The following is a 26,577-nucleotide window of genomic DNA, read 5'->3' on the forward strand; positions in this document are numbered from 1 at the left end:
GTGGCCGTATAGCAAAGTCATCCTAGCTTGTCTACTATGCCCGAGACCGTGAAGGAGGACAAAGACATGCCAACCACCGCTTATCCCGATCCGACCCGTGAAAAACTGCTCGATGCGGCTTTGATTCACGTGGTTTTCGACGGTTGGGGGCCGGAAACCTTTGCCTCTGCCGTGGCTGATTCGGGGGTGTCCGAGGCACTGGCCAAGGTCGCAGCCCCGCGCGGATCGGTCGATTTGGCGGCGGCCTATCACAAACGCGGCGACCGGGAGATGGTGGCGGCGTTGGAGGCGGCAGACCTGTCGGAGATGCGGTTCCGTGACCGGATTGCCCATGCGGTTTGGATCCGGCTGCAATCAGTTGATCGCGAAGTGGTGCGGCGCGGCATGTCGCTTTTCTCGCTGCCGATCTACGCGGCCGAAGGCACACGGCTGGTGTGGGAAACGGCGGATGCGATCTGGACCTCTTTGGGCGACAGTTCGAATGACGTGAACTGGTACACCAAACGCGCGACGCTGTCGGGGGTCTTTGCCTCAACTGTGCTGTTTTGGCTCGGCGACGACAGCGAAGGGTTTGTCGACACCAAGGCCTTTCTTGACCGTCGCATCGACGATGTGATGCAGATCGAGAAAGCCAAAGCCAGGGTGCGGGGCAACAAAGCATTGTCTGCCATGTTCGCGCTGCCCAATGCGGTCTTGTCGATGGTCAAGGCGCCTGCAGGTGTGGGCCGCAGTGATGTGCCGGGCACGCAGAGTGCGGGAGATGTGGCACAATGAGTTTGCCAGAGATGATGCGTGCGGTCGAAATTTCCGAAGCGGGGGCCCCTGAGGTTCTCAAACCCTGCACGCGCCCTGTGCCGAGGCCCAAAGCCGATGAGATCGTCATCAAACTGGCCTATGCCGGGGTGAACCGGCCTGACGCTCTGCAACGTGCGGGGCTTTATAACCCGCCGCCCGGCGCATCGGACCTGCCGGGCCTCGAAGGCGCGGGGGAGGTGGTCGCCGTGGGCGCTGCGGTCAGCGATTGGCGCATTGGCGATCAGGTCTGCGCGCTCTTGCCCGGGGGCGGCTACGCCGAATATGTCGCGACGCCTGCGGCGCATGCTTTGCCGGTGCCCAAAGGCATGTCTTTGAAAGAGGCTGCCTGCCTGCCCGAGACATTTTTCACGGTCTGGTCGAATGTCTTCATGCGTGGTGGTTTACAGGCCGGAGAGCGGTTTCTCGTGCATGGCGGCTCGTCCGGCATCGGCACGACTGCGATCCAGCTGGCACGGGCCTTTGGTGCGCGGGTGTTTGCCACTGCGGGCTCAGCGGAGAAATGCAAAGCCTGCGCAGGGCTGGGTGCCGAGCGCGTGATCAACTACCGCGACGAGGATTTCGTAGAAGTGGCGAAAGCCGAAGGCGGTATGAACCTGATCCTCGATATGGTCGGCGGTAGCTATATTCCTCGAAACATCAAGGCACTGGCGATGGAAGGCCGCTTGGTCAACATCGCCTTCCTGCAAGGCTCCAAAGCCGAAGTGAATTTCGCGCAGGTGATGATGAAACGCCTGACGCTTACCGGCTCGACGCTGCGTCCGCAATCGGATGAGGCCAAGGCCAAGATCGCCTCGGCGCTTTTGACCAAAGTCTGGCCGCTCATCGAGGCGGGGCAGGTCGGCCCGGTGATGGACAGCACCTATGCCTTGGACGATGCCGCGAAAGCGCATGCGCATATGGAAAACGGCGCGCATATCGGAAAGATCGTTCTCGAAATTTGAGTATTTGAGGCACAAAGGAAACCGCCTCGTCTCCTTTGTGCCAGAAATACTCAGTCGATGGCCTCAAAAAGCGCATCGTCCAGCGTGCAGTCCCGGGTGACATCCGCGCCGCATTTGCGCGGCTCCAGATCGCGGGTCAGGCAGACGCGGACTTCTTGGATGCGTGAGGCTTTGCAGGTCACTGTGATCTCATTGGGCTCAAACGCGGGGTTGTCCTTAAGAAAGGCGTCTTCAATCACGGAGGCGGGGAGTTTCACGTCGTCTTTGAGTTTGCGAAACACCTCGGGGCGGGTGATGCGGTTGTAGGCTTCGCGTGAGAGGGCAAGAAAGTCTTGCGACGAGAGGCCGGAGCAGCGGCCGTGTTTCTTCCATTGATACCAAGCCGCCCCAGAAGTGCCCATGATGTCGGCCATGGCGGCGGTTTCGCGTTTCGACGGATCATGGGCGGTGGTGTTGCAATAAGATGGCCAGCCGCGCTCGTATTGCGGCCAGAGACCGTGCAGCACCCAGCCGAAGTCCTGATCGCATTGCGGCGAATTGCGCGCCTCGCCTTCGAGCGCACACCATGTCGGAGACCAGGACAGCGCCAGCACGTAATAGTCGAAATCCCCCGCAGGTTCGCCATCGGCGAAACCCGGCGTGGCAGTCAAAAGTCCAAGCCCCACTAGGGCACTCACGATGCGGTGACGCATTTTCTCTTTCCTCTTTTCTCGATCCGCACTATACAGCGCCCAAGTTCCCCGACAACGAGAACCGTCCCCAGCCGGGGAAAGCCCTTTGAGGCGACGGGAAAGGTGTATCCGGGGAGAGCCGCATTTTTAAGGAGTGTGACCCATGGCAAAACCGATTATGGCAAAGGCCACCGCTGTTTGGCTGGTCGACAATACCACGTTGAGCTTCAAACAGATCGCCGATTTCTGTGGTCTGCATGAGCTGGAAGTTCAGGGCATCGCCGATGGGGATGTCGCGGGCGGCGTGCGTGGGTTCGATCCGATCGCCAACAACCAGCTGACCGCAGACGAGATCAAAACGGCGGAAGAAAATCCGCTGCACCGCTTGAAGCTCAAGTTCAACGCAGCCGCTCAGGGCGAAGAGAAACGCCGTGGCCCGCGCTACACGCCGCTGTCGAAACGTCAGGACCGTCCGAATTCGATCCTTTGGCTGGTGAAATTCCACCCGGAGCTTTCTGACGGCCAGATCGCGAAACTCGTGGGCACCACCAAGCCGACGATCCAGTCGATCCGCGAACGCACCCACTGGAACATCGCCAACATGCAGCCGATCGATCCGGTGGCTTTGGGCCTGTGTAAACAGACCGAGTTGGACGCTGCGGTTCAAAAAGCGTCGAAAAACCTCGCCGCTGGTATGACGGATGACGAGCGTCGCAAGCTGTTGTCGACCGAAGATTCCCTGTCTGCAGATGCGGACGAGCCGAAAATCTCGACCGCGATTTCCGGGCTGGAGACCTTCTCCCTGTCTCAAGACGACGAGGACGAGCGCGACGAGAGCGTGCCGGATGCCGACAGCTTCTTCAACCTGCCGGATTCGGATGACGAGGACGACGACGCTTAAAAGGCGCCTCCTCTGTAAAAGCAAAACCCGGAGCCTTGGCTTCGGGTTTTTTGTTGTTGGATGAGGTTTTAGAGGCGTTTGCGGGCCGTGAGCGCGGCGGTGATCGTGCCGTCGTCGAGGTAGTCAAGCTCGCCCCCGACCGGCACGCCCTGCGCCAGAGAGCTGATCTCGCAGCGGCCTGACAATTCGTCGGAAATGTAATGCGCCGTGGTCTGGCCATCGACGGTGGCGCCAAGCGCAAGGATCACTTCGCGCACTTGCTCATCGGCCACACGCTGGACCAACAAGGGAATGCGCAGCTCCTCCGGTCCGATGGCATCGAGCGCCGAGAGCGTTCCGCCCAGCACATGATAGCGGCCTTTGAACACGCCCGCGCGCTCCATCGCCCAGAGATCGGACACATCCTCAACAATACACAATTCGCCATTGGCGCGCCGATCGTCGGCGCAGATGTCACAGAGATCGCCGGTGCCGATATTGCCGCAGCGCAGGCATTCGCGCGCGCTGTCGGCGACCTGTTGCATCGACTGCGCCAAGGGCTGCATCAACCGCCCGCGCTTCTGGATCAGGTGCAAAACGGCACGCCGCGCCGACCGAGGCCCAAGCCCCGGCAAGCGCGCCATCAGATCAATCAGATCCTCGATGTCCTGCCGTCCGCTCACGTTTTAGAACGGCATCTTGAAATCAGCCGGAAGGCCAAGGCCCTCGGTCAGGGATTTCATTTCGGTTTCGGATTTCTCGGCGGCTTTCGCCTGCGCATCTTTGATCGCGGCGAGGATTAGGTCCTCGACCACCTCTTTCTCATCGGGATGGAAAATCGACGGGTCGATGTCCAGCGCCGTGAGTTTGCCCTTGGCGGTCGCAGTCGCTTTCACAAGTCCTGCTCCGCTTTCGCCCACCACGGTCATGGTGTCGAGCTTTTCCTGAAGCTCGGCCATATCCTTTTGCATTTGCTGGGCTTTTTTCATCATCCCGGCCATATCGCCGAGGCCGCCGAGGCCTTTCAACATCACGTTTCTCCTAAATCCATGTGGGCCGCGTTCACTCTTCGAACGGGTCCCATTCATCTTCGACTTCCTGAAGCGCCTCAGTGGCGGCCTCAGAGGCAATTTTTTCCGGGGTGCGAACATCGGAGATTTTCGCATCGGGGAACAGCTCGAACACTTTCGCCACGATGGGCTGTTGCATCGCTTCGGCACGGAGCGCCATCTCTTCGGCGTGTTCGATCTCGTAGATCGTGCGGACGTCCTCGGGGGCCTCCGCGATGGTGATCATCCAACGCACGCCGGTCAGGCGGTGAAGCCGGTCGGCCAAGCGTGGCGCGAGGTCCTGTGCGGCTTTGCCCCAAGGCTGAAACTCGATCCGCCCCGGCGCGTAGCGCGCAATGCGCATGTTCTCTTTCGCTTCGATCAAAAGCGTGCCGGCGCGGTGTTCTTCGAGCAGGGCGACGACGCTTTCGAAACTGGTGAAGCGGGCGAGAGAGGCCTCGGGGGCCAGTGCCGTCGCGGTCGCGGCGCCGGACGACATGGTCGCTCCGTGGACCGGGCCGCGGGGTGCCCCCTGTGCGCTTCCCTGCGCATGTGTCGTGCCGCCACCCGCAGGCGCGCCGCCTCCCGCCGGACCCGAAGGCGGCCGCGGCGGCGGGTTTTGTTCGTTCAACTTGCGCACCAAATCTTCCGGCATCGGCAGGTCAGCCACATGGGTGAGCCGGATGATCGCCATTTCAGACGCCATCATCGCGTTGGGTGCGGCGGAGACCTCTTCGATGGCTTTCAACAGCATTTGCCACATGCGCGACATCACCCGCATCGGTAGTTTCTCGGCCATCTCCAACCCGCGCGCGCGCTCGTCGGGGCCAATGGTGGGGTCTTCAGCGGCGGAGGGCGTGATCTTGATCACCGACACCCAATGGGTGATTTCCGCCAGATCGCGCAGCACGGCCAGCGGGTCGGCGCCGTCGGCATATTGCCCGCCCAATTCCTCAAGTGCACCTGCGGCATCGCCGCGCATGATCATGTCGAAAAGATCGAGCACACGGCCCCGGTCGGCGAGGCCCAGCATGGCGCGGACCTGATCGACGGTGGTCTCGCCTGCGCCATGGGAAATCGCCTGATCCAAGAGCGACAGCGCGTCGCGCACAGAGCCTTCGGCGGCGCGGGTGATCAGGGCAAGCGCGTCTTGCGCCACCTCCGAGCCTTCTTTGCCTGCAATCGAGGAGAGGTGGTTCATCATCACCTCCGGCTCGATCCGGCGCAGATCGAACCGCTGACAGCGCGACAGCACCGTCACCGGAACCTTGCGAATCTCGGTCGTGGCGAAGATGAATTTGACGTGGGCGGGGGGCTCTTCGAGGGTCTTCAGGAGCGCGTTGAACGCACTCGTGGAGAGCATGTGCACCTCGTCGATGATGTAGATTTTGTAGCGCGCCGAGGCCGCCCGGTAATGCACCGAATCGATGATCTCGCGAATGTCGCCGACACCTGTGCGCGATGCGGCGTCCATCTCCATCACGTCGACATGACGCCCCTCGGAAATCGCGACACAATGCTCGCAGACGCCACAGGGGTCTGTTGTCGGCATGCCGGTGCCATCGGGGCCGATGCAGTTCATGCCCTTGGCGATGATCCGCGCGGTGGTGGTTTTGCCCGTGCCGCGAATGCCGGTCATGATAAACGCCTGCGCGATCCGGTCGGCGGCAAAGGCGTTTTTCAGGGTCCGCACCATGGCGTCCTGACCGATCAGATCGACAAAGGTTTCCGGGCGATATTTGCGCGCCAGTACCTTGTAGCCGGTGGTGGTGTCGGTCATGCGAGGGCCCTTTTCTGTGTTCCGCTCTAAGGTAAGGGCGGGGACCTCTCCCCGCAACCTCATTTCAGAGCTGCTCACTCGCCACGCCGGGCCTTTTTCGCCTTCATCGTGGTTTTCACCATTTTGGAGAATTTCCGCCCCCGCTCGCGGGCTTCTGCGATGGTCTCGGAGTTGCGGGTGTCCTCGTCCACCAGCTTGCGCCAGCGCTCGACACGGTCGGGATCGAGATCTCCGGCCTCTACCGCGCGGCGCACGGCACAGCCCGGCTCGGTCTGGTGTTGGCAGTCGGAGAATTTGCACTCTGTGGCGAGGTCCGTGATGTCCTCGAACAGCGTCGCGATGCCCTCGGAGGCGTCATGTAGCGCAAGCTCCCGCATCCCTGGCGTGTCGATCAGCCAGCCCCCCGCATGCATCCGGTGCATCGAGCGCGCGGTGGTGGTGTGCCGCCCCTTGGCGTCGTCCTCGCGGATGTCGCCGACCTCGATGTCTTCGCCGGTGAGGCCGCGCGCGATGGTGGATTTGCCCACGCCGGAAGAACCGACCAAAGCAATCGTCTGACCTGTGCCGCAATAGCGCTCAAGCCGGGCAATGTCCTCGGGCGACTTGGCGTTGATCAAGAGGACTTCGGCGCCGTCATAGAGGGCTTTGGCGCGGTCCTCGTAGATCTCTGCGGGCATGTCCTCGGGCTTGTCGGCCTTGGTGATGACGATCACTGGCGTGGCCTCTGCCTCAATCGCGATGGCGAGGTAGCGTTCCAGCCGCGCCTCGTTGAAATCGAGGTTGCAGGACGTGGTGATGAACAGCGTGTCGATATTGGCGGCGATCAACTGTGCCTGCGCCGCGAGGCCCGCGGCTTTGCGGGAGATCACCGTCTTGCGGTCCAACACGCGGATCAGCCGTTCGCCATCGGTGAGGGCAAAATCGCCCACGGCCATGTCGGTCGCAACATGATCGCCCGTAAGCGCGATTTCGCGGCGCTCCAGATCGGGTGTCAGCGCCACGACGGAGCGGCGGCGCACTTCGGAGAGGCGCACGGGCGTGAGGGATTCGACTTCGGTGAGATCGAGCTGGCCGTTGAAAAACTGGGACCAGCCGAGGATATTGAGATTAGATGTCATGAGACTGCCTTGCAAAACGCGAAAGGGCTTCCGCGCCGAACGGGCGGCGGAAGGGAACGGTTTCGGGCAGTCCGATGATGGGAATAGGCCTTAAGCGGCTGCCCGAGGGGCGGTAGCGACAATCATCAATTTCCTCCTCGGCATGCAGTTAAGGTTTAGGTGAGAGGCTGGACAACGACCCAAGCGGGGCTCGTTACGGCTGCTTCCTTCCGGACCTGACCGGGTTGGCGAGGCGCTCGCCCGCGCCAACCTCTCACGGCGTTACATAATGATGACAGTACGGGAAAGCAAGAGGGCGGTTCAACTGCCGAGGCGTCTGCGTTCGTCGCGCAAAAGTCCCGCAAGTCGGTGAAAGTCCGCGCTCCGCGCCGAGCTTTTGCGCCAGGCCAGAACCACTTCGCGCGGTTTGGTGCCGAAAAGCGGCGTCAGGTGAATGTCGGTGTTGCGCGTGACGCCGGCATCAATCGCCAGCTGTGGCAAAAGCGTGATGCCGAGGCCCTCTTCGACCATGGCGACGAGCGTCGGCAGCGATGTGGCCGCAAAGGTTTCGTCCTGTTTCGCGTGGCTCTCCGGGAAGGCCGAAAGCGCGTGACGTTGCAGACAATGCCCGCGCTCCAAAAGCAAAAGCGTCTCATCGTCCAAATCCGGCCCACCGATCGGGCGGTCAGACAATAGCCGGTGCCCCGGTGCTGTGGCCAGTTGGTAATCGTCCTCGAACAGGCTTTCCATCTCCAGATCGCCGGTCTCAAACGGCAGTGCAATCAGGATCACATCCAGCCGCCCGGCGCGTAGCCCCGCGATCAGGTGTTCGGTCAATTCCTCGCGCATGTAGAGCCTCAGATCGGGATAATCCTGACGCAGGCGCGGCAGCAGGCGGGGAAAGAGAAACGGCCCGACCGTCGGAATCGTGCCGAGTTTCAAGGTGCCACGCAGCGTGCCGGATTGGCTCTGCGCCAGCTCCACCATGTCCTGTGCCTCGGCCAGCATCACGCGGGCACGCGCCGCGATCTCTTCGCCCAGAGGGGTCATCAAAACGCTGCGCTTGGTGCGTTCGGCGATGGGGGTGCCGAGGATGTCTTCGAGTTCCTTGAGACCTGATGAGAGGGTCGATTGCGTGACGAAACAAGCCTCGGCAGCACGGCCGAAATGCAGCTCATCGGCAAGAGCGGTGAGGAAGCGAAGCTGGCGCAGGGTGGGCAGGTTCATTGATCGAATTTCTCAATTACTTTGATCTTTTTTATTCGTTTCAACAATGAATTCGCAAGAGCTATCTCTGTGTCATCGAAAGGGCGGCGACGCCTTGGAGCGAAAAACACATATAAAACAAAGGATAACGATATGACCGATCACATCGAAACCATCACGGGCCCGCAGTTGAACAAACCCGCCCCGGCGTTTGAGGCACTGACCACCGATGGCGTCAAAACCCTCGACGATTATAAGGGCAAATGGCTGATCCTCTTCTCCCACCCGGCGGATTTCACGCCCGTGTGCACCACGGAATTCATCGGTTTCGCGGGCAAGCAAGATGAGTTCAACGCCATGGGGGTCGAACTGCTGGGCCTGTCCATCGACAGCCACTATTCCCACATCGCCTGGATGCTGAACATCAAGGAAAACTGGGGTGTCGAGATCAAATTCCCGATCATCGCAGACCTGTCGATGAAAGTGGCTAATGCTTACGGCATGATCCAGCCGGGGGCTTCGGACACGGCGGCGGTGCGGGCGACGTTCATCATCGACCCGAACGGCATCCTGCGCGCTATGGTCTATTACCCGATGAACGCGGGGCGGTCTGTGGATGAGATTCACCGCCTCGTGGTGGCGCTGCAAGCGGCGGATGAGAACAAATGTGCGATGCCGGAGAACTGGAAGCCGGGGGATGCGGTGATCGTGCCGACCCCGCCGACCGCCGCCGCCGCGCAGGCGAAACTGGCCGAGGCACCGGAAGGGCAGAAGGTTGTGGATTGGTACTTCGCGACGCGTCAGCTCTGAACGTTCATGCCGAATGAGAAGGGGCGCCAGATCGGCGCCCCTTTTTGATCTTATCCCCGTGGACGTTCCGCGCACTATCCTTGCGGGCGTTCCGCCCAACCGGCAAAGATTTTCTCCAGCGCCACTACGATGTAGTAAAGCAGGATGCCGAGGAAGGCCAAAGCGATCAGCACGGCGAACATCAGCGGGTAATCCGCGTTGATCTTGCCGCTGTCGAACAGGTGCCCGAGGCCTTTGCCGTGCGGCTCGACGATCTCCATCAGGTTGGTGCCGATGAAAGCCAGCGTCACCGCGACCTTCAACGCGCCGAAGAACTCCGGCAGGGTTTTCGGCAGGGCAATTTTCCAGAAAATCGTCCATTTCGAGGCGCCGAGAGAGCGCAAAATATCACGATATTCCGGCTCCAAAGTCGACAGCCCGATGGAGACCGCGACGGAGATCGGGAAAAAGGAAATCATGAAGGCGATGAGCACGGTGTTCAGATCATGCTGGCCAATGAGAATGAGCGCAATCACCGGCACGACGGTGGCTTTCGGAATGGCGTTAAAGCCGACCAAAAGCGGATAAAGCGCGTCGCGCATGGTGCGGGAAAAGCCCATGATCATGCCGATCAACGTACCGAAGACAACGGCGACCAAAAGCCCGACGACGGTGCGCCAGAGCGTTTGCCATCCGTAAATCAGGAATAGATTCCAATACTTTGCATAGGCCGGGATCAGGTCGGAGGGGGAGGCCATTTTGTAGTTCGGCCATTGGTTCACCCAGACGATGAATTCCCAAAAGACGAGGAAAATGACGATGGCGATCATCGGCGTGGCGATCTTGCGGAAGGTTTTCATTATGCTGCCTCCTCGTCTTTCGCACGCCCTTGCGCGATCTCGATCTGGTGGCGCAGGCGGTGCAAAATCTCGGTCGCCTCGGGGGTGTAAATCACTTCCAGATCGGTGCGCCCATCGAGTTTGACGTTCTCCACATGCTGGGTCGTCGCCGGACGACCCGAGAGCACGATGACCTCATCGGCGAGGTAGACGCTTTCGCGCAGATCATGGGTGATCAGCACGCCGGTGAACGGCTCCTCGGCGCGGAGCGCGTGCATGGTCTGCCAGAGGTCTTCGCGGGTAAACGCATCGAGCGCGCCGAAGGGTTCGTCCATGATCAACACGTCGGGCTTGTGCACGATGGCGCGACACAGAGAGGCCCGCTGACGCATGCCGCCGGACAGCTCAGACGGGCGTTTGTCCTCAAACCCCTCAAGGCCCACAAGCGCCAAAAGCTCGCGCCCGCGCTCCTCTTTTTCGCGTTTGCTCATCTTGTTCGGCACGATCTCTAGCGGCAGCAACACGTTCTGAAGGATCGTCCGCCATTCCAGCATCACCGGGTTTTGAAAGGCCATGCCGACGGTCGAGCGCGGGCTTGTCACCTTTTCACCATGGAGCCAAACCTCGCCCTGATCCGGCTTCATCAGCCCGGCGATGAGCTTCGTCAGTGTGGATTTGCCACAGCCGGACGGCCCGACCACGGCGCAGAAATCGCCTTCGGGGACGGAGATGTTGAGGTCGTCGAGAACGGGCAGGGGGCCGTTGTCGGTCTTGTAGGCGTGGGTCACGCCTTTGATGTCTATGAGATTTGCCATTTTGTCCGCTCTTTTTGCCCGCATGAAAACGGGCGCGAGCCTCTTTGAGGTCCCGCGCCCGCCAAAGTCTTCGCGGTGGATTACTTCAGCATGCGCGCGTCAGTGGCGGGCAGGTAATCTTCGGTGAAATAGAGGCTCGCGTCAGGCTCTGCGTTGAACTCGTAGACCATTTTGAGCTGCTCAAGCGAGCCGGCAAAGCGCTCCGCATCGATCCCGCCCATGCCGTGTTCGGCGACGTAATCGGTGTAGACATTGCCCTCAAGCGCCAGTTCGAGACGGCGGGTCTCAAGGTCCAGATCAGAGGCCGGGTTGTACTTGATCATATATTCGACCGAGGCCTTCGGATCGGCCATGGCGTCTTTCCAGCCCATGGTCACGGCGGAGACAAAATCTTTGACCGCGTCCGGGTTCTCAGAGGCGAAATCGGTGTTCACAATCAACACGTTGCCGTAAAGGTTCACGCCGTAATCCGACATCATGATGGTCGAAATGTCATCTTCCGGCACGCCGAGGCGCACGAGGTTCAGGAAGGACGAAAAGTTAAAGCCAGTGACGGCATCGACCTTGCCCTCGGCCAGCATCGGCTCGCGGGTCGGGAAGCCGACCGGCTCGACAGTGATCGCCTCCATGTCGAGATCGTTCTCGGCGGCAAAGATCGGGAATTGCGCCCATGCGCCATCCGGCGGCGGCGCGCCGAGGATTTTGCCTTCGAGGTCTTTCGGAGCTTCGATGCCCAAAGATTTGCGGCCGACCACGGCGAATGCGGGTGCGTCATAGATCATCATCATGCCGATGACCGGCGCGCCGGGGTTTTGGTCGAGGAATTTTACGAGGCTGTTGATGTCCGCCATGCCGACCGGAAACGCGCCGGTGGCGACTTTCGGAATGGCGTCGAGCGAGCCTTGGCCTGCGGAGATTTCAACGCTCAGATCAGCGTCGGAAAAATAGCCTTTTTCCAGTGCGGTGAAATAGGGGGCCGCGGGGCCCTCGAATTTCCAGTCGAGCGCGAAAGGCATCGCGGTCTCGGCGGTGGCGGCCGTCGCGGTCAGCGCAAAGGCAGCCATGGTGGTGATGGATTTGTAGAGCATGTTTTTCCCCTGAAAAATTCCCTGTGTCATTCCGGCTCAGAATGGCGTGCCATTCAGGCGCCTGCGAGATTGAGGTTCACAATGATGTATACAACCTTAATGCCTGCGTAAAAAAATGGCGGAAAAAATTTATTTGCCCATTTGGTAAACAAAAAACGGCCACGTGATGTGGCCGCTTTGTCGATATGCGCTCAGGTCGGCCAATTCGGCTCAGAGCGTGATGCGGAATTGTGCGAATCCGTCTGTGCCTTCGCCCGCGTCCTCAATGGTCAGGCCTTTGAGATCAGAGAGATGCGTGCGCGCCGCAGGTCCGGTTTGGAACAACACGGTGGTGTCGCCCAGAGGTGCCAGCGACCAGTTGTTGTCGGCAGTCGGATTGACGGTGCCTTGCTCGACGATATAGCGCACGATGATGTCGCGGTTGGTGTCCGGTCCTTCGAAAATCACCGTGGAGCCATCGGCGCCGGGGAAGGTGCCGCCGCCGCCCGCGCGGTAGTTGTTGGTGGCGACGATAAACTCCATGTCGTCGGTCACAGGCGCTCCGTTGAAGGTCAGGTTGACAATCCGCGAGGCGTCCGGGTTCAGCGGCTCGCCGTTGGCATCGAACCGCGAAGGCTGTGAAATGTCGATCTGATAGTCCACCCCGTCGATCACGTCGAAATTGTAGGAGGCGAAATTGGGGTTCAGCAGAACCGCATCTGTCGCGCCTTTCTCGACCTGATTGAACATGCCTGCGGAGCGCTCCAGCCAGCCTTTGAGCTGGGCGCCAGTGATGCGTACCGCGCGGATCGTGTTCGGGTAGAGGTAGAGATCGGCGACATTTTTGATCGCCACATCGCCCGGCGCCACATCGGTGTAATATTCCGGGCCGCCACGACCACCGGCCTTAAAGGGCGCCGCGGCGGAGAGGATCGGCAGGCCTTCGTGCTCCGTGCCTTTCATCATCTCGCCGATGTACCAAAGCTGGGCGTTTGAGACGATCTGCACCGACGGGTCATCGGCAACGAGCGCGAAATAGGAATGCAGCGGCGCATTGGTTTTGCCAACGGCGCGGCGCACATAGGCCAGCGTTTGGTCGTGAATGTCCTGCACGGAGGCCAGAACCGGCTCAACACTTTCCACCAGCGGCGTGATCGAGCGATCTTCTTCGCGGCGCGAGATCGGACGGGTCTCGACTGCGCTGGTCACCACACGCCAGGCTCCGCCTTCATATTCCAAAAGCAAATCCATCACGCCCAGATGCGAGCCCCAATAGCCGCCCATCACGGCGGGTTTGCCATGGATCAGACCCTTTTGGCTGTCGACGGCGGCATAGCCATCGTAGGTCGGAGAGGGGAAGACAAGGTGCGAGTGGCCTGTCAAAAGCGCATCCACCCCGTCGATTTCCGCAAGCGGCACGGAGGCGTTTTCCATGCCCTCGGTATGCTCTGCAGAGCCAATGCCAGAGTGGTTCAGCGCGATGATAAGATCGGCGCCTTTTTCTTTCATCTCAGGCACATAGGCGCGGGCGGTCTCGACGATATCGCGGGCGTTCACATTGCCTTCGAGGTTCTTGCGATCCCACATCATGATTTGCGGCGGCACGAAACCAATGAGACCGATCTTGATCTTATGTGTTTCGCCCGCGCCATCGGTGATCTCGCGATCGAGGATCACATAGGGCGGCAAAAGTGTGACGTCTTCGCGGGGCGTGGCGCCCATTTCTTTGACGACGTTGGCGGAAATCACCGGGTAATTCGCGCCCGCCAGCGCCTTCATCAGAAAATCGATGCCGTAGTTGAATTCGTGGTTGCCCAAGGTCGAGGCGTCAAATCCCAGCGTGTTCATCGCAGTGATGACCGGGTGCATGTCGCCCTCTTTCATGCCGCGCTCATAGGCGATGAAGTCGCCCATCGGGTTACCCTGCAAGAAATCGCCATTGTCCAACAGCATCGCATTGGTCGCCTCGACGCGGATGTCATTGATATGCGCGGCGGTGCGGGCGAGGCCGACCGTGTCTACAGGCTTGTCGGCGTAATAGTCATAGGGAAACACATGAACGTGCAGGTCCGTGGTTTCCATAATCCGCAAATGGGCCTGGTTGGCGCTGGCGCGGGCCGAAAAGGGATGAAGAGCAATCAAAGCAGTTCCTGCGATTGTGCCGGACAGAAAACCCCGGCGATTTATGTGTTTTTTTAGATGGTTCATCTGGCTACTCCATGTCTTGATACGGTGCCTGAGTCTGAGGGTGATGCGACCATCTTTCCGCCACAAGACAAAGATGTGACGTTTACGAATTTACCATTAGAAAACAGTCAGGCAATCCATTTTGGGTTGCCATTTGGGCTAAGCGCGCAACCTTAAATTGTATTATTGTTTTTTGTCGCAAAATGGCAACAGGGAATCTGTGTCGCGATTGCCGAAATGTCGGGGTGTCTTGGTTCCGACGGGCAACCGGGCATAAGCCAATCACATGAAACAGGATTTGGTGCCGCTTGCTGGCGGAGAATTGAACAGAGCTGCGCATCTGAGGGCCAAGGCCGACGTGATGCGGGGGCAGGTGGATGCACTTGTGATGCCGATCTGGCGCGGGCATGTGCCGACGGATGCGGAGGGCGCCTTGGCGCTGCTCAGTGCCGCGCGCTTTGATGCGGCTGAGGCGCAGGAGCTTTTCCTCGGCCTTCTGCCCGGCGGTCAGCCGGTTTTTGCCCACGATGTCAGTGCCTTCGAGCCACTGGTCGCAGATGACGATGCCGCGCGCCCTTCGCCGTGGTCGAGCGCAAGGCTGATGTTTGCGGAACTGGACGGGCTGACATTCCGCGATCTGCGGGCGGTGATGACCACGCTCACGCCACTTGAGGCGGAGATGGCGGGCACGGCGCGGGGACTTTTCGAATGGCACCGTAGTCACGGGTTTTGTGCGGCCTGTGGCGCGAAGTCGGACATGTCTCAGGCCGGCTGGCAGAGGGACTGCCCTGCTTGCGGGGCCTCGCATTTCCCGCGCACCGATCCGGTGGTGATCATGCTGGTGACCCGTGGCAATTCCGTCCTTTTGGGGCGCAATGAAAATTGGCCGGAGCGGATGTATTCCCTGCTTGCGGGCTTCGTCGAACCGGGCGAACCCATCGAGGCGGCCGTGCGGCGCGAGGTTTTCGAAGAGGCAGGCGTGCGTGTCGGCAAGGTTTCTTACGTCACCAGCCAGCCTTGGCCCTTTCCGGCGTCTTTGATGTTGGGCTGTCGCGCGGAGGCGGAGAGCACGGAGATCATCATCGACCCGGTGGAGATCGAAGACGCCCGCTGGGTGCGGCGTGAAGAGTTGGCTCTGGCGATGGCTGGACAGCACCCGGAGATTTCCCCCGCAAGAAAAGGCGCCATCGCGCAAGTTCTGATGGCCAAGTGGCTTGCGGATGATTGGGAATAACGGAATAACCTATCTGCGGAAGGTAACAGGTGAGCAGGCATGAAATTCTCGACGCGTCAGGACATTGAAGCCCCGGCAGAGTTTGTTTTCGAACATTTCACGGATTTCGAAGGGCTCGAGCGTCAGGCCATGCGCCGTGGGATCGAGGTGGCGCGCAAGTCGCCGCATCAGCCGCGCGATGTCGGAGCTGGCTGGACGCTCAAAGTGCCGTTTCGCGGTAAGATTCGCGACCTCGATGCCGAGATCGTCGAATGCGACGCGCCGAACATGCTGGCCGCGACGGCGGTCTCCGGCGGGTTGAATATGGAGATCAAGTCCGAGCTTGTGCCCCTGTCGCCGCAGCGCACACGGGTGACCATCGGCTATGAGGTGCGGCCCAAGACGTTGTCGGCGCGCATCCTCGTGCAATCGGTAAAATTTGCGAAAGCGACCCTGCAGAAACGCTTTGAGAAGCGGATTAAGAAATACTGCGAACACCTGTCGGAGCAATATCAGGGTGCGCCGAAGCGCTAAAGCGTTTCTCAAAAACTTGAGGCACTCAATTTTTGAGAAACGCAGCAATATCAATTCAGCGTGGCAACGTTTTTCGCTCAATCTGATTCAGATTAAACGAAAAACGCTTTAACCCTGTTTCGCTTTGGGAGTCTCAGGTCCGGCGCGGGTCGGCCGGGTAGACGCCCAGAATTTCCACCATTTCCGTGAAATAGCGCAGCTCATCCAGCGCCAGGCGGACGTTGTCGTCCTCCGGGTGACCTTCGATGTCGGCATAGAATTGCGTCGCGGTGAAGACGCCGTCGACCATGTAGCTTTCCAGTTTCGTCATGTTGATGCCATTGGTCGCGAAACCGCCCATGGCTTTGTAGAGCGCGGCGGGGATGTTGCGGACACGGAACATGAAGGCGGTGACCATCTTGTCGGCGCGGCGTTCATAATTCGGCTCGCGGGCCATGATCAGGAACCGCGTGGTGTTGAGTTTGTGGTCTTCGATATGACGGGCCAGAACATCGAGGCCGAAAATCTCGCCCGCAAGCTCGGAGGCAAAAGCACCGATTGCGGGATTGCCTTCTTCCTTGACCGACCGCGCGGCGGCGGCATTGTCGGACCAGTTGACGGTGGTGATGCCATGTTCGCGGATAAAGCCACGGGCCTGTCCCAAAAGCACGGACATGGCGCGGGCGGTTTTGATGTCGGAAATCTGTGTGCCGGGAAGGCCCAGAAGGTTCACATGCACCCGCACAAAGGTCTCGTCGATGATATGCAGACCGGAGTCGGGCAAAAGATGATAGACGTCCTGCACCCGGCCATAGGTCGAATTTTCGACCGCGATCATGCCGAGATCGGCGGCACCGGAGCGCACGGCCTCCATCGCGTCCTCAAAGGTCGGGCAGGGCAAGGGGTCGTAATCGGGACGGGCATCGGCGCAGGCTTGATGCGAATAAGAGCCGGGTTCCCCCTGAAATGCGATGCGAGCGGCCATTTTTATCCCTTTTCCTGCGTTTGAACTGCGCTAACTTGTCCGGGTTTCGGTCTTATACCTTGAAATGAATCATGGGAAGCGGGTAGATATCGCGCGACGAACCTATAGGAACGGAACGCAATATGTTCAACACTATGACCCTTACCAAGATCGTGGGCGGCGTATGCGGCACATTCTTGATCTTCCTTCTCGGCAACTGGGCCGCCACTTCCATCTATGCCATGGACGCCACCGGACATGACGGTGAACAGGTTCAGGCCTATGTTATTGCCACCGGCGATGACGATGCTGTGGAAGAAGAAGCGGTCGAAGTGAGCTTTGACGAACTTTTGGCTTCTGCCGATGCGGCGAAAGGCGAGAAAGTCTTTGGCAAATGCAAAGCCTGTCACAAGATTGACGGTTCGAACGGTACGGGGCCGCACCTCGATGGCGTGTTCGGGCGTGCGCTCGCCGCAGTTGGCGACTTTTCCTACTCGGACGCAATGGCGACCCATGGCGGCGTTTGGGATGCTGAGGCTCTGAACGCCTATCTGGAAAGCCCGAAAGACGCCGTGCCGGGCAACAAGATGTCCTTTGCCGGTCTGAAAAAGGTCGAAGATCGCGCCAACATCGTGGCCTATCTTCAGTCGATCTCCGGCTAAACGACGCTCTCCGCGCATCGCGTGCAGATTATGAGACCCCCGCTGGCCGCACCAGCGGGGGTTTTGTTTTGTGCAGAGCTTGGGATCGGCGCCTTCGATCACGTAAATTCGAGCGCATGTAACTTGCATCCCGGTGGTCCGGCACATTACCGTCTGTTGCAAGACACCCTGACGTCCTCAACGCCTCCCGGAGACCCGAATATGATCCAACGCCCCTTCGCCCGCGTCTTTCCTCTCATGGCAACGCTCGGCCTTATGTCCGGGGCGGCCTTGGCCCAGGAGGCTCAGAACGCTGCGGACAGCGATGGGGCCGACAAGATCATCACCTCGACCTGGTACTCAGACTGGGATGAGGCGAAATATGCCGAGCCTTTCGATCATCTCGATTACGTCAATCCAGACGCCCCGAAAGGCGGCGAGATCATTCTTGGCACTGTGGGCACTTTCGACAGTCTGAACCCCTTTTCCACGCTGTCCGGCACGCCCGCCTCTCTGTCGTCTTCGATGTATGAGCGTTTGATGGTCGGGACCGCGGATGAGTATAAATCGGCCAGCTATTGCGTGCTTTGCGAGACCATCGAATATCCGGAGAGCAAGGATTGGGTGATTTTCCACCTGCGTGACGATGTGACCTTTTCCGACGGCACGCCGATGACGGCTGAGGATGTGGCCTACACCCACAATAAATTCATCGCCGAGGGCACGCCGTCCTGGCGCGCAGGCGTGTCCGCTATGATCGAAAAGGTCGAGGCGCTCGATGAGCACACCGTCAAATTCACCTTTCAACCGGACATTCCGCGCAGCGGCTTGATCGGTCAGGCGGGCGCGACTCTGGTGATGAAAAAGGCGTGGTTCGAAGAGACAGGCCACCGGCTCGATGAAAAGCGCTATGAGACCTCGCCGGGCACCGGGCCCTATATGCTGACCTCTTATGATCCCGGCCAATGGGTTCAATACACCCGCAATCCCGACTATTGGGGCGCGGAGCATCCGTTCAACGTCGGGCGCAACAACCTAGACACCATTCAGGTGACCTATTTCGGCGATACCATCGCGGCGTTCGAGGCCTTCAAAGCCGGGGACATCACCTTCCGCCAGGAAAACTCCTCGCTCGTCTGGGCGACAAATTACGATTTTCCGGCGCTTGAGAATGGCTGGGTGAAAAAGGAAACCCTGCATAACGGCAGCATTCCCGGCGCCACCGGGTTCCTGTTCAACTTGCGGCGCGAGAAATTGCAGGACCGCAATGTGCGTTTGGCGCTGGGGCTGATGTACAACTTCACCTGGACCAACGAGACGCTGCAATACGGGTTGTTTGCCCAGCGTGAAAGCTTTTGGCAAACGCCGGAGCTGATGGCGACCGGCCTGCCGGAGGGCAAGGAGCTTGAAATTCTCGAAGGCGTCAAAGACGATCTGCCCGAGGCGATTTTTACCGAAGAAGCCTTTTTGCCGCATAGCTCCGGCGACCGCTCTTTGGATCGTCGCAATATGCGTCAGGCCACGGCTTTGCTGGCAGAGGCAGGTTACACTCCGGGCGATGATGGCAAAATGCGCAATGCTTCGGGCGAGGTCCTGTCCCTCGAAATCCTGCATTTCAGCCCGACCTGGGATCGGCTCATCAAACCCTATGTCGAAAACCTGACCGCGCTGGGCGTGGATGCCCGATACAACCGGATCGACCCGAACCAATATCAGGCTCGTAAGCAAAGCTTTGACTACGACATGATCTTCGACGGCTATTCTAATGGCTTCGAAGAAGGCGCCGGGTTCTTGCAAAAATACGGCTGTGAGGAAGTGGACGATATTTTCAACCCGGCGGGCTATTGCAACCCGGCGATTGAAACGATCGGCAAGGAAATCCTGAACGCCGAGACCTATGAGGACATGGCGGCGATGGTCAAAGCCGCTGACCGGATCATGCGCTATGATTATTTCATCGTGCCGGCGCATATGAACGACAGCTATTGGGTCGCCTATTACGACATGTATGAGCACCCCGATGAGGACACGATGCCGCCGCTCGATCTGGGGTTTTTGGATTTCTGGTGGGTGAATGCCGACCGCGAAGCGGAATTGCGTGCGGCAGGCGCGTTGAAGTAAAGACGCTGAGAAAACAATAAAGAGCAGGACGGTTCATGGGAGCCTATATTCTACGGCGTGTGTTGTTGATCATTCCGACGCTGATCGGGATCATGGTGGTGAACTTTGCGCTGACGCAATTCGTGCCGGGCGGTCCAGTCGAACAGGTGCTTGCCAATTTGCAGGGCGAGGGAGACGTGTTCGAGACGATCACCGGCACCCAAGCCGATGCGGGCAGCGCGAATACGACCGAAAACACCGCCTATCAAAGCGAATACGCCGGTGCGCGGGGCCTTCCGCCCGAGTTCATTGCCGATCTGGAACGGCAATTCGGCCTCGACAAACCGCCGCTCGAGCGTTTCCTCACGATGATGTGGAACTACATGCGCTTCGATTTCGGAGAGAGCTATTTCAAATCCGAGGGCGTGCTCGATCTCGTTTGGGACAAGCTTCCTGTGTCGATTTCCTTGGGGCTTTGGGCGACCCTGATTTCCTATATGGTTTCCATCCCTTTGGGCATTCGCAAGGCCGTGCGTGACGGCTCGCGTTTTGACACATGGACTTCAGGCATCATCATCGCCGCCTATGCGATCCCGAGCTTTCTCTTTGCGATCCTGCTTTTGGTTTTGTTCGCGGGGGGGTCGTATTGGCAGATTTTCCCTCTACGCGGTCTGACCTCTCCCGATTGGGATCAGATGTCTGTGCTGGGCAAGATTGGGGACTATTTCTGGCACATTGCCCTGCCGGTTCTGGCCTCCGTGATCTCGTCCTTCGCGACGCTCACGCTTTTGACCAAGAACTCCTTCCTCGATGAAATTCGCAAACAATATGTGGTGACCGCTAAGGCCAAGGGGCTGCCTGAATCCCGCGTCCTCTACGGCCACGTCTTCCGCAATGCGATGATGATCGTGATCGCGGGCTTTCCGGGGTTGTTTCTGGGTGTGTTCTTCGGCGGATCGGTGATCATCGAGACGCTGTTCTCTCTCGATGGTTTGGGGCGTCTGGGCTATGAGGCCGCTCTCGCACGCGACTATCCGGTGATCTTCGGCACGCTGTTCTTCTTTGGCCTCATTGGTCTGCTGATCGGGATTTTGTCGGATCTGATGTATGTCTTTGTCGACCCGCGGATCGACTTTGAGCGGAGGGACACATGAAGATGTCCGAACTCAATCGCCGTCGCTGGCGGAATTTTAAATCGAACCGCCGCGCCTATTGGTCGCTGATCATTTTCTCGATCCTCTTTGGCCTGTCGCTCTTTGCCGAGTTCCTCGCGAACGACAAGCCGATCCTCGTGCAATATCGCGGCGGCTATTACATGCCGATCTTCAAATTCTACCCGGAAACCGAGTTCGGCGGCGATTTCAGGACCGAAGCCGTCTATCGCTACCCCGAGGTGCAATGTCTGATCGAGACCGGCGGCATGGTCGACTGTTTCGACGATCCCGAAGCCTATCTCGAAGACGCCCAAGATGGCGTGGTCAATGGCGAAGAGATCGAGAAGGGCTGGATGGTCTGGCCGCCCATTCGCTATTCCTACAACACGCAGGTCGAGGGACCGGGGGCCGCGCCCTCGCCGCCGACGCGGCAGAACTGGCTGGGCACCGATGACACCAAACGCGATGTGGTCGCGCGGGTGATCTACGGTTTCCGCCTGTCGATTTTCTTCACCCTCGTGGTGTCGCTGGCCTCCTCGCTCATCGGCGTCATTGCGGGCGCGATTCAGGGGTTTTTCGGCGGACGCACCGATCTCATATTCCAGCGCGTGTTGGAAATCTGGGGCGCGATGCCCGCGCTCTATGTGATCATCATCCTCTTCGCCATATTGGGACGAAGTTTCTGGCTTTTGGTCTTTGTCACCATCCTTTTCGGCTGGACCGCGCTTGTCGGCGTGGTGCGGGCCGAATTCCTGCGGGCGCGGAATTTCGAATATATCCGCGCGGCGCGGGCCTTGGGCGTTGGCAACTGGACGATCATGTTCCGCCATATGTTGCCCAATGCGATGGTGGCGACCTTGACCATGCTGCCCTTCATCGTGACCGGCAATATTGGCATGCTGGCCTCTCTCGATTTTCTGGGCTTTGGCCTGCCGTCCTCGGCGCCCTCTCTGGGTGAGTTGACGCTACAGGCGAAACAGAACCTTCAGGCGCCTTGGCTCGCCTTCACCGCCTTTTTCACCTATGCCATCATGCTCTCGCTTCTGGTCTTCATTTTCGAAGGCGTGCGGGATGCGTTTGACCCGAGGAAGACCTTTCGATGAGCCTTTTAGAGTACAAAGACCTGCGGGTCGGCTTTCGGCAGGACGGCCAGGTGGTCGAGGCCGTGAAAGGCGTGTCTTTCTCGGTGGAGAAGGGCGAAACCGTGGCGCTCGTGGGCGAATCCGGTTCCGGCAAATCGGTGACGGCGCTGTCCTGTGTGAATCTCTTGCCCGACACGGCAGTCACGCAAGGCTCGATCACCTATCAGGGGCAGGAGCTTGTCGGCGCGTCCGAGAAAGAGCTGCGCAAACTGCGTGGCAATGACATCAGCTTTATCTTCCAAGAGCCGATGACCTCTCTCAACCCGTTGCATACGTTGGAAAAACAGCTCTCCGAAGTGCTGCTCATTCACCATGGCATGACGGGTGTGGCTGCGCGTGAACGTGTGATTGAACTGCTTACTCAAGTCGGCATCCACGAGCCGGAGAGCCGTCTCAAAGACTATCCGCACCAACTGTCCGGCGGACAGCGGCAGCGGATCATGATCGCCATGGCCTTGGCCAATCGCCCCGAGTTGCTGATCGCGGACGAGCCGACCACTGCGCTCGATGTGACCATTCAGGCGCAAATTCTCGAACTTCTGGCCGAGCTGAAACAAAGCCTCGGCATGTCGATGCTTTTCATCACCCATGACCTGAACATCGTGCGCAAATTCGCCGATCGGGTCTGTGTCATGAAGAATGGCGAGATCGTCGAGACCGGTGTCACGACAGAGATTTTCGACAATCCGCAGCACCCCTACACGCAGATGCTTTTGGCCGCCGAGGCCACCGGTCATCCCGATCCCGTGCCCGCCGAGGCCGAAGTCGTGGCGGAGACCAAAGACCTGCGCATCTGGTTCCCGATCCAGCGCGGGTTTCTGCGTAAAACGGTGGGCTATGTGAAGGCGGTGAATGCCGCGACGCTCTCGGTCCGGGCGGGGGAAACCGTGGGGATCGTGGGTGAATCCGGGTCGGGGAAAACGACGCTGGCGCTCGCCATGATGCGGCTGATTTCCTCGCAAGGGCCGGTGGTTGTGCTGGGCCAAGACGTCCAGGGCTGGTCCAACCGCAAACTCCGCCCGCTGCGCGCCGATATGCAGATCGTGTTCCAAGACCCCTTTGGTTCGCTGTCACCTCGGATGACGGTGGAACAGATCATCGCTGAGGGGCTGGGCGTGCATCATGTCGAGGGGTACGCCTCCAATGAGCAGGCGGTGATCGACATCATGCGCGAGGTCGGCCTCGATCCCGAGACCCGGCACCGCTATCCGCATGAATTCTCCGGCGGTCAGCGTCAGCGCATCGCCATCGCCCGCGCGATGATTCTACGCCCCCGTCTGGTGGTTCTGGACGAGCCGACCTCTGCGCTCGATATGACGGTTCAGGTGCAGATCGTCGAGCTGCTGCGTCGTCTGCAGGTCAAGCACAAGCTGGCCTACCTGTTTATCTCTCACGACCTGCGTGTGGTGCGCGCGTTGTCGCATCAGGTTCTGGTGATGAAACGTGGCGATGTGGTCGAGATGGGCACGGCGGAAGAAATTTTCGAGGCGCCGAAAGAGGCATACACTCGGGCTTTGGTCAGTGCTGCGCTCGATCTCAAGGTGGAAGAGGGCGCGGGCGTCTGACGCCTTGCCTCTTCCTGTGTCGGACATGAAAAAGGCGACCTGCAAGGGTCGCCTTTTTTGTATTCTCTGCGTTGGTTTCTGACGATCAGGACGGTCCAACCGTCGAACATTCCGTGCCACGGGCTTCTAGGCGACGACAGGTCATCGCGGCCATATCCTCTGTCATGCCGAGGAAGTTCGCGTCAAAGCCACGGTTGGTCCGTACCACTTTGCGCAGCGCACCATCGAGCATTTCGATCTCTGTCAGAGCGGTCTTCAAAAGCTCCTTACGCGCGGCATATTCGGAATTATAGGTGCCGATGTTGATCCCCCAATAGCGGTTGCCGGAGGTCGAGATTCGCGTGACGATTTCCGGCGCGACCTCTGGCACCACAGCCGAGGCCATTGCGGTTTCTGTCGGCATGAGGGCTGCGGCTGTCGGCTCAACTGACGCAAGCTGGATCTGCTCCGGGCGGGGCAGGGGGGAGATGCTGGGGGCAGCCGTAGCACTGGCCGCGACAAGGGTCGGCGTCGGCGCCTGCTGCGCCCGCGCGGTTTCTGCCAGAAGCGTGGTGGCCTCATCGGCGGCGCTGGTCGCGGCGGCCAGAAGAGCGGCCTCTTCTTCGGCCTTGGCAAGCGCATTGAGCACATCGTCAGAGGCGGCGAGGAGCATTTGCTCCTCCTCCGGTGCCAAGCCTTGCAGCGGGCGCGGTTTCGGCAGCGGGCTCGACGTTATCTTGATGTTCACGCGAATGACCTTGGAGGCCACGCGCGGATCGTCTTGGGTGCCTGCGACCATGACGGCACCGCCGACCTTGCCGAGATAGGGCGGTCTTGCGGGTTTCGAGACGGCCACGCGGCTGGGCGCACGTTTAAAGCCCAAATCCATCAGCTCCGTCACTTTGGCGTTGCGCGACACGGTGGAGCGCCCGCCGAACACGGTGGTGATGATGCGCTCGTCGCCGCGGTGCGCAGACGCCACGAGGTTGAACCCGGCGGCCGAGGTATAGCCCGTCTTGATCCCGTCCGCGCCGGCGTAGGAGCTTAAGAATCGCGAATTGGTATGGGTGACGGTGCGCACGCCGGCATCGGCGGTCTGGCGCGAGAAAATGTTGTAATATTCCGGGTAATCGTAGAACAGGTGACGCCCCAGAACGGTCATGTCACGGGCGGTCGACAGGTGACCGGCCTCCGTCAGACCGTGCGCGTTCTTGAACGTCGTGCGCGACATGCCAAGTTCCTTGGCGGTGCGGTTCATGCGGCGGGCAAAGGCGGCCTCAGACCCTTCGATGGCTTCGCCGATGGCGGTGGCGGCATCGTTGGCGGATTTCACGGCGGCGGCACGGATGAGATAGCGCAGCTTGATCTGCTGGCCCTGCTTGAGGCCAAGTTTCGACGGCGGCTCAGAGGCGGCATTGCGGGACACGGTGACCAAGTCGTCCAGCCCGATCTCGCCATGTTCAATGGCCTCAAACGCGATGTAGAGCGTCATCATCTTGGTGAGAGAGGCCGGGTGCAAGCGCGTGTCGGCGTTGGTGGCATGAAGCACCTTGCCGTTGCGGGCATCCATCACGAGGGCCGCATATTCGGCCGCCATGGCGCGCGACGTCACAGAGACCGTCACCGCGAATGCGATCAGTAGGAGAGGAAAAATACGCCTTGAAACGGCACGCAGGATACCCCGCGCTTGCACGTTGCTCTTCATGATAACTCTGCCTCGTCATGCCGGATCATTTCGCCCAGCTTATTGACGTTAAGGTAGCACAAGCTTTCGTGCGAGAAAACAATGAATTTTCAAGGGTTTTCAGAGGGTGCTGACTTGCAACGCCAAATGTGGTGTGTCGGGGCTATTGTGCTACCAAATCAGGCGGTGTTTGGGCTCAAGTTTTTTGAATCGCCTCAATGAGTGCGGGCAATTCGGTCAGGCGCGGCAATTCGTGAAAGCGCGGATGTCCGGCTGGCGCCTCTGCGTGTTCGATTTCCCAAGTGAAATTATGCGGCACGAAAACACCCCAGGCCCCGGCCTCAATCGGCGGAATCACGTCGGATTTCATCGAATTTCCGACCATCATGGCGCGTTCGGGGGCGACATTGTGGCGGGCGAAGATTGTGCTGTAGACGGCGGGCGTCTTGGCGGAGACCACCTCGATCCCATCGAAAAGTTCGCCCAACCCGGATTGCGCCAGTTTGCGCTCCTGATCCAAAAGATCGCCTTTGGTGACCAAGAGAATCTCGTAGTCCTCGGCCAGCGCGCCGACGGTTTCTTCGACGCCCTCAAGCAAGTGAATCGGATGGCGCAGCATCTCTTGCCCCGCAGAAATCAGCTCTTGGATCACAGAGGCAGGCACCCGTTCCTCGGTCACCTCAATCGCGGTTTCGATCATCGAGAGGACAAATCCCTTGATCCCGAATCCATAGGCCCCAAGGTTGCGACGTTCGGCGGCCAGAAGCCGCTCAGAGAGATGATCGGGCTCGGTGAAATCGGCCAGTAGGGCGGCAAAACGCTCCTGCGTCATGCGGAAAAACTGTTCGTTTTCCCAAAGCGTATCGTCGGCATCAAAGGCGATTGTGGCGAGTTTTTCGGTCATCCGGTCGGCGCTCCTTTACCGGTTTGGGCATAACGCTCTTTATTCATGCGCAAAAGGGGCTATATATCGGCAAAGGTGAACCCAAACCCCAGAGACGCGACAATCGGAGGCCCGAGTGATCCTCGCACCGCAGATGATGGCTGACAATGACGACCGTTCGGATGAGGACGGCGATGTCGGTCTTGCGCTCAAACCCAAGCCCAAGACAAAGCGCCCGCCGCTTTACAAGGTCATGTTGCTCAACGACGATTACACGCCGATGGAGTTCGTCGTGCTGGTGCTTGAACGATTCTTCGGCATCGGACATGCGCAGGCGACCGAGATCATGTTGACCGTGCACAAAAAGGGCCTCGCCGTGGTTGGCGTGTTCCCGCATGAGATCGCGGAGACCAAGGTCACGCAGGTCATGGATTTCTCCCGTCGCCATCAGCATCCGCTGCAATGCACCATGGAAAAGGAATAGGCGTTTCGCCTTTCTGACATGGTGTCCCCGCGTCTCTCCCTTCTGCTAGACGGAGCCGTCCCGGCCCGTGTCGTGGTCTATAGACCGCGCTCCGACGCTGAACTTTCCGCGCTAAAAG

At 59.5% G+C, this 26,577-nt stretch carries 25 protein-coding genes and 1 other RNA gene; 12 read left to right on the forward strand and 14 right to left on the reverse strand.

The window, feature by feature from the left end; genetic code table 11:
• Window positions 1-66: 66 nt before the first annotated feature.
• Entirely contained in the window at window positions 67-774 is a 708-nt protein-coding gene (locus LC094_RS20325; RefSeq protein WP_226554606.1) for a COQ9 family protein, read from the forward strand.
• Window positions 771-1,757: an NAD(P)H-quinone oxidoreductase gene (locus LC094_RS20330; RefSeq protein ID WP_404815059.1), complete on the forward strand. Its 987-nt coding sequence runs from the start codon at window positions 771-773 to the stop codon at window positions 1,755-1,757. The genes LC094_RS20325 and LC094_RS20330 overlap by 4 nt, the downstream gene beginning before the upstream one ends.
• Window positions 1,758-1,807: 50 nt before the next feature.
• Here LC094_RS20330 and LC094_RS20335 read toward each other — a convergent pair whose 3' ends face one another.
• Entirely contained in the window at window positions 1,808-2,449 is a 642-nt protein-coding gene (locus LC094_RS20335) for a ribonuclease T2 (protein ID WP_226554608.1), read from the reverse strand.
• Window positions 2,450-2,591: 142 nt separating this feature from the next.
• On the opposite strand from LC094_RS20335, the gene LC094_RS20340 reads away from it, so the two are divergent.
• Entirely contained in the window at window positions 2,592-3,329 is a 738-nt protein-coding gene (locus LC094_RS20340) for a DUF1013 domain-containing protein (protein WP_226554610.1), read from the forward strand.
• Window positions 3,330-3,397: 68 nt separating this feature from the next.
• Here the strand turns inward: LC094_RS20340 and recR are convergent, their stop codons facing one another.
• The 6 genes from recR to LC094_RS20370 all read right to left on the reverse strand — a co-directional run bounded on the left by recR (window position 3,398) and on the right by LC094_RS20370 (window position 8,461).
• Window positions 3,398-3,991, reverse strand: a complete 594-nt coding sequence (recR, locus tag LC094_RS20345) for a recombination mediator RecR (protein ID WP_226554611.1) — start codon at window positions 3,989-3,991, stop codon at window positions 3,398-3,400.
• A gap of 3 nt (window positions 3,992-3,994) precedes the next feature.
• On the reverse strand, window positions 3,995-4,339 hold the full coding sequence (locus LC094_RS20350) for a YbaB/EbfC family nucleoid-associated protein (protein ID WP_167602651.1): 345 nt from the start codon (window positions 4,337-4,339) through the stop codon (window positions 3,995-3,997).
• 31 nt (window positions 4,340-4,370) lie between these two features.
• Window positions 4,371-6,200: a DNA polymerase III subunit gamma/tau gene (locus LC094_RS20355; protein ID WP_226554612.1), complete on the reverse strand. Its 1,830-nt coding sequence runs from the start codon at window positions 6,198-6,200 to the stop codon at window positions 4,371-4,373.
• An 11-nt stretch (window positions 6,201-6,211) separates the two neighbouring features.
• Entirely contained in the window at window positions 6,212-7,255 is a 1,044-nt protein-coding gene (gene rsgA, locus LC094_RS20360) for a ribosome small subunit-dependent GTPase A (RefSeq protein WP_226554614.1), read from the reverse strand.
• A gap of 157 nt (window positions 7,256-7,412) precedes the next feature.
• An RNA gene (gene ffs, locus LC094_RS20365) (signal recognition particle sRNA small type) lies at window positions 7,413-7,511 on the reverse strand.
• 44 nt (window positions 7,512-7,555) lie between these two features.
• Entirely contained in the window at window positions 7,556-8,461 is a 906-nt protein-coding gene (locus LC094_RS20370) for a hydrogen peroxide-inducible genes activator (RefSeq protein ID WP_226554615.1), read from the reverse strand.
• A 132-nt stretch (window positions 8,462-8,593) separates the two neighbouring features.
• Between LC094_RS20370 and LC094_RS20375 the strand changes: the two genes are divergently transcribed.
• A complete protein-coding gene (locus tag LC094_RS20375) occupies window positions 8,594-9,250 on the forward strand; it encodes a peroxiredoxin (RefSeq protein WP_226554616.1) in 657 nt (218 codons plus the stop codon).
• A gap of 74 nt (window positions 9,251-9,324) precedes the next feature.
• On the opposite strand, the gene LC094_RS20380 is transcribed toward LC094_RS20375, so the two are convergent.
• The 4 genes from LC094_RS20380 to LC094_RS20395 form a co-directional block, all read right to left on the reverse strand.
• Window positions 9,325-10,089 carry an ABC transporter permease gene (locus LC094_RS20380; protein ID WP_226554617.1) on the reverse strand — a complete coding sequence of 255 codons (765 nt, stop codon included), beginning with the start codon at window positions 10,087-10,089 and terminating at the stop codon, window positions 9,325-9,327.
• Window positions 10,089-10,883, reverse strand: a complete 795-nt coding sequence (locus tag LC094_RS20385) for an ABC transporter ATP-binding protein (RefSeq protein ID WP_226554619.1) — start codon at window positions 10,881-10,883, stop codon at window positions 10,089-10,091. The genes LC094_RS20380 and LC094_RS20385 overlap by 1 nt, the downstream gene beginning before the upstream one ends.
• Window positions 10,884-10,963: 80 nt before the next feature.
• Window positions 10,964-11,971 carry an ABC transporter substrate-binding protein gene (locus LC094_RS20390; protein ID WP_226554620.1) on the reverse strand — a complete coding sequence of 336 codons (1,008 nt, stop codon included), beginning with the start codon at window positions 11,969-11,971 and terminating at the stop codon, window positions 10,964-10,966.
• Between the two features lie 210 nt (window positions 11,972-12,181).
• Window positions 12,182-14,158, reverse strand: coding sequence for a bifunctional 2',3'-cyclic-nucleotide 2'-phosphodiesterase/3'-nucleotidase (locus LC094_RS20395; protein WP_226554622.1), 1,977 nt, complete (start codon window positions 14,156-14,158; stop codon window positions 12,182-12,184).
• Between the two features lie 265 nt (window positions 14,159-14,423).
• Between LC094_RS20395 and nudC the strand changes: the two genes are divergently transcribed.
• Both nudC and LC094_RS20405 read left to right on the forward strand, forming a co-directional pair.
• The gene (nudC, locus tag LC094_RS20400) at window positions 14,424-15,371 is read left to right on the forward strand and encodes an NAD(+) diphosphatase (protein ID WP_226554623.1); all 948 of its coding nucleotides are present in this window, start codon (window positions 14,424-14,426) and stop codon (window positions 15,369-15,371) included.
• Window positions 15,372-15,410: 39 nt separating this feature from the next.
• The gene (locus LC094_RS20405) at window positions 15,411-15,884 is read left to right on the forward strand and encodes an SRPBCC family protein (protein ID WP_226554624.1); all 474 of its coding nucleotides are present in this window, start codon (window positions 15,411-15,413) and stop codon (window positions 15,882-15,884) included.
• Between the two features lie 133 nt (window positions 15,885-16,017).
• On the opposite strand, the gene LC094_RS20410 is transcribed toward LC094_RS20405, so the two are convergent.
• The gene (locus LC094_RS20410) at window positions 16,018-16,848 is read right to left on the reverse strand and encodes a prephenate dehydratase (RefSeq protein WP_226554625.1); all 831 of its coding nucleotides are present in this window, start codon (window positions 16,846-16,848) and stop codon (window positions 16,018-16,020) included.
• A 122-nt stretch (window positions 16,849-16,970) separates the two neighbouring features.
• Here LC094_RS20410 and LC094_RS20415 point away from each other — a divergent pair, with 122 nt between their 5' ends.
• The 5 genes from LC094_RS20415 (at window position 16,971) to LC094_RS20435 (ending at window position 23,429) form a co-directional block, all read left to right on the forward strand.
• A complete protein-coding gene (locus LC094_RS20415) occupies window positions 16,971-17,489 on the forward strand; it encodes a c-type cytochrome (RefSeq protein WP_226554626.1) in 519 nt (172 codons plus the stop codon).
• A 201-nt stretch (window positions 17,490-17,690) separates the two neighbouring features.
• On the forward strand, window positions 17,691-19,589 hold the full coding sequence (locus LC094_RS20420; protein WP_226554627.1) for an extracellular solute-binding protein: 1,899 nt from the start codon (window positions 17,691-17,693) through the stop codon (window positions 19,587-19,589).
• Window positions 19,590-19,624: 35 nt separating this feature from the next.
• Window positions 19,625-20,722: a microcin C ABC transporter permease YejB gene (locus LC094_RS20425; RefSeq protein ID WP_226554628.1), complete on the forward strand. Its 1,098-nt coding sequence runs from the start codon at window positions 19,625-19,627 to the stop codon at window positions 20,720-20,722.
• Window positions 20,719-21,825 (forward strand): ABC transporter permease, encoded by a 1,107-nt coding sequence (locus LC094_RS20430; RefSeq protein ID WP_226554630.1) that lies wholly within the window; start codon window positions 20,719-20,721, stop codon window positions 21,823-21,825. The genes LC094_RS20425 and LC094_RS20430 overlap by 4 nt, the downstream gene beginning before the upstream one ends.
• Complete coding sequence (locus LC094_RS20435; RefSeq protein ID WP_226554632.1) at window positions 21,822-23,429, forward strand: ABC transporter ATP-binding protein; 1,608 nt, start codon at window positions 21,822-21,824, stop codon at window positions 23,427-23,429. Before LC094_RS20430 ends, LC094_RS20435 begins: the two co-directional genes overlap by 4 nt.
• Window positions 23,430-23,514: 85 nt before the next feature.
• Here LC094_RS20435 and LC094_RS20440 read toward each other — a convergent pair whose 3' ends face one another.
• Together LC094_RS20440 and LC094_RS20445 are read right to left on the reverse strand one after the other, a co-directional pair.
• Complete coding sequence (locus LC094_RS20440; RefSeq protein WP_226554633.1) at window positions 23,515-25,113, reverse strand: D-alanyl-D-alanine carboxypeptidase family protein; 1,599 nt, start codon at window positions 25,111-25,113, stop codon at window positions 23,515-23,517.
• Between the two features lie 175 nt (window positions 25,114-25,288).
• Window positions 25,289-25,996 (reverse strand): HAD family hydrolase, encoded by a 708-nt coding sequence (locus LC094_RS20445; RefSeq protein WP_226554634.1) that lies wholly within the window; start codon window positions 25,994-25,996, stop codon window positions 25,289-25,291.
• 136 nt (window positions 25,997-26,132) lie between these two features.
• On the opposite strand from LC094_RS20445, the gene clpS reads away from it, so the two are divergent.
• Entirely contained in the window at window positions 26,133-26,459 is a 327-nt protein-coding gene (gene clpS, locus LC094_RS20450) for an ATP-dependent Clp protease adapter ClpS (RefSeq protein ID WP_226554718.1), read from the forward strand.
• Window positions 26,460-26,577: the final 118 nt, after the last annotated feature.

Origin of the sequence: Celeribacter naphthalenivorans (assembly GCF_020524585.1) — a bacterium.
Taxonomy (GTDB): Bacteria; Pseudomonadota; Alphaproteobacteria; order Rhodobacterales; family Rhodobacteraceae; genus Celeribacter; species Celeribacter naphthalenivorans.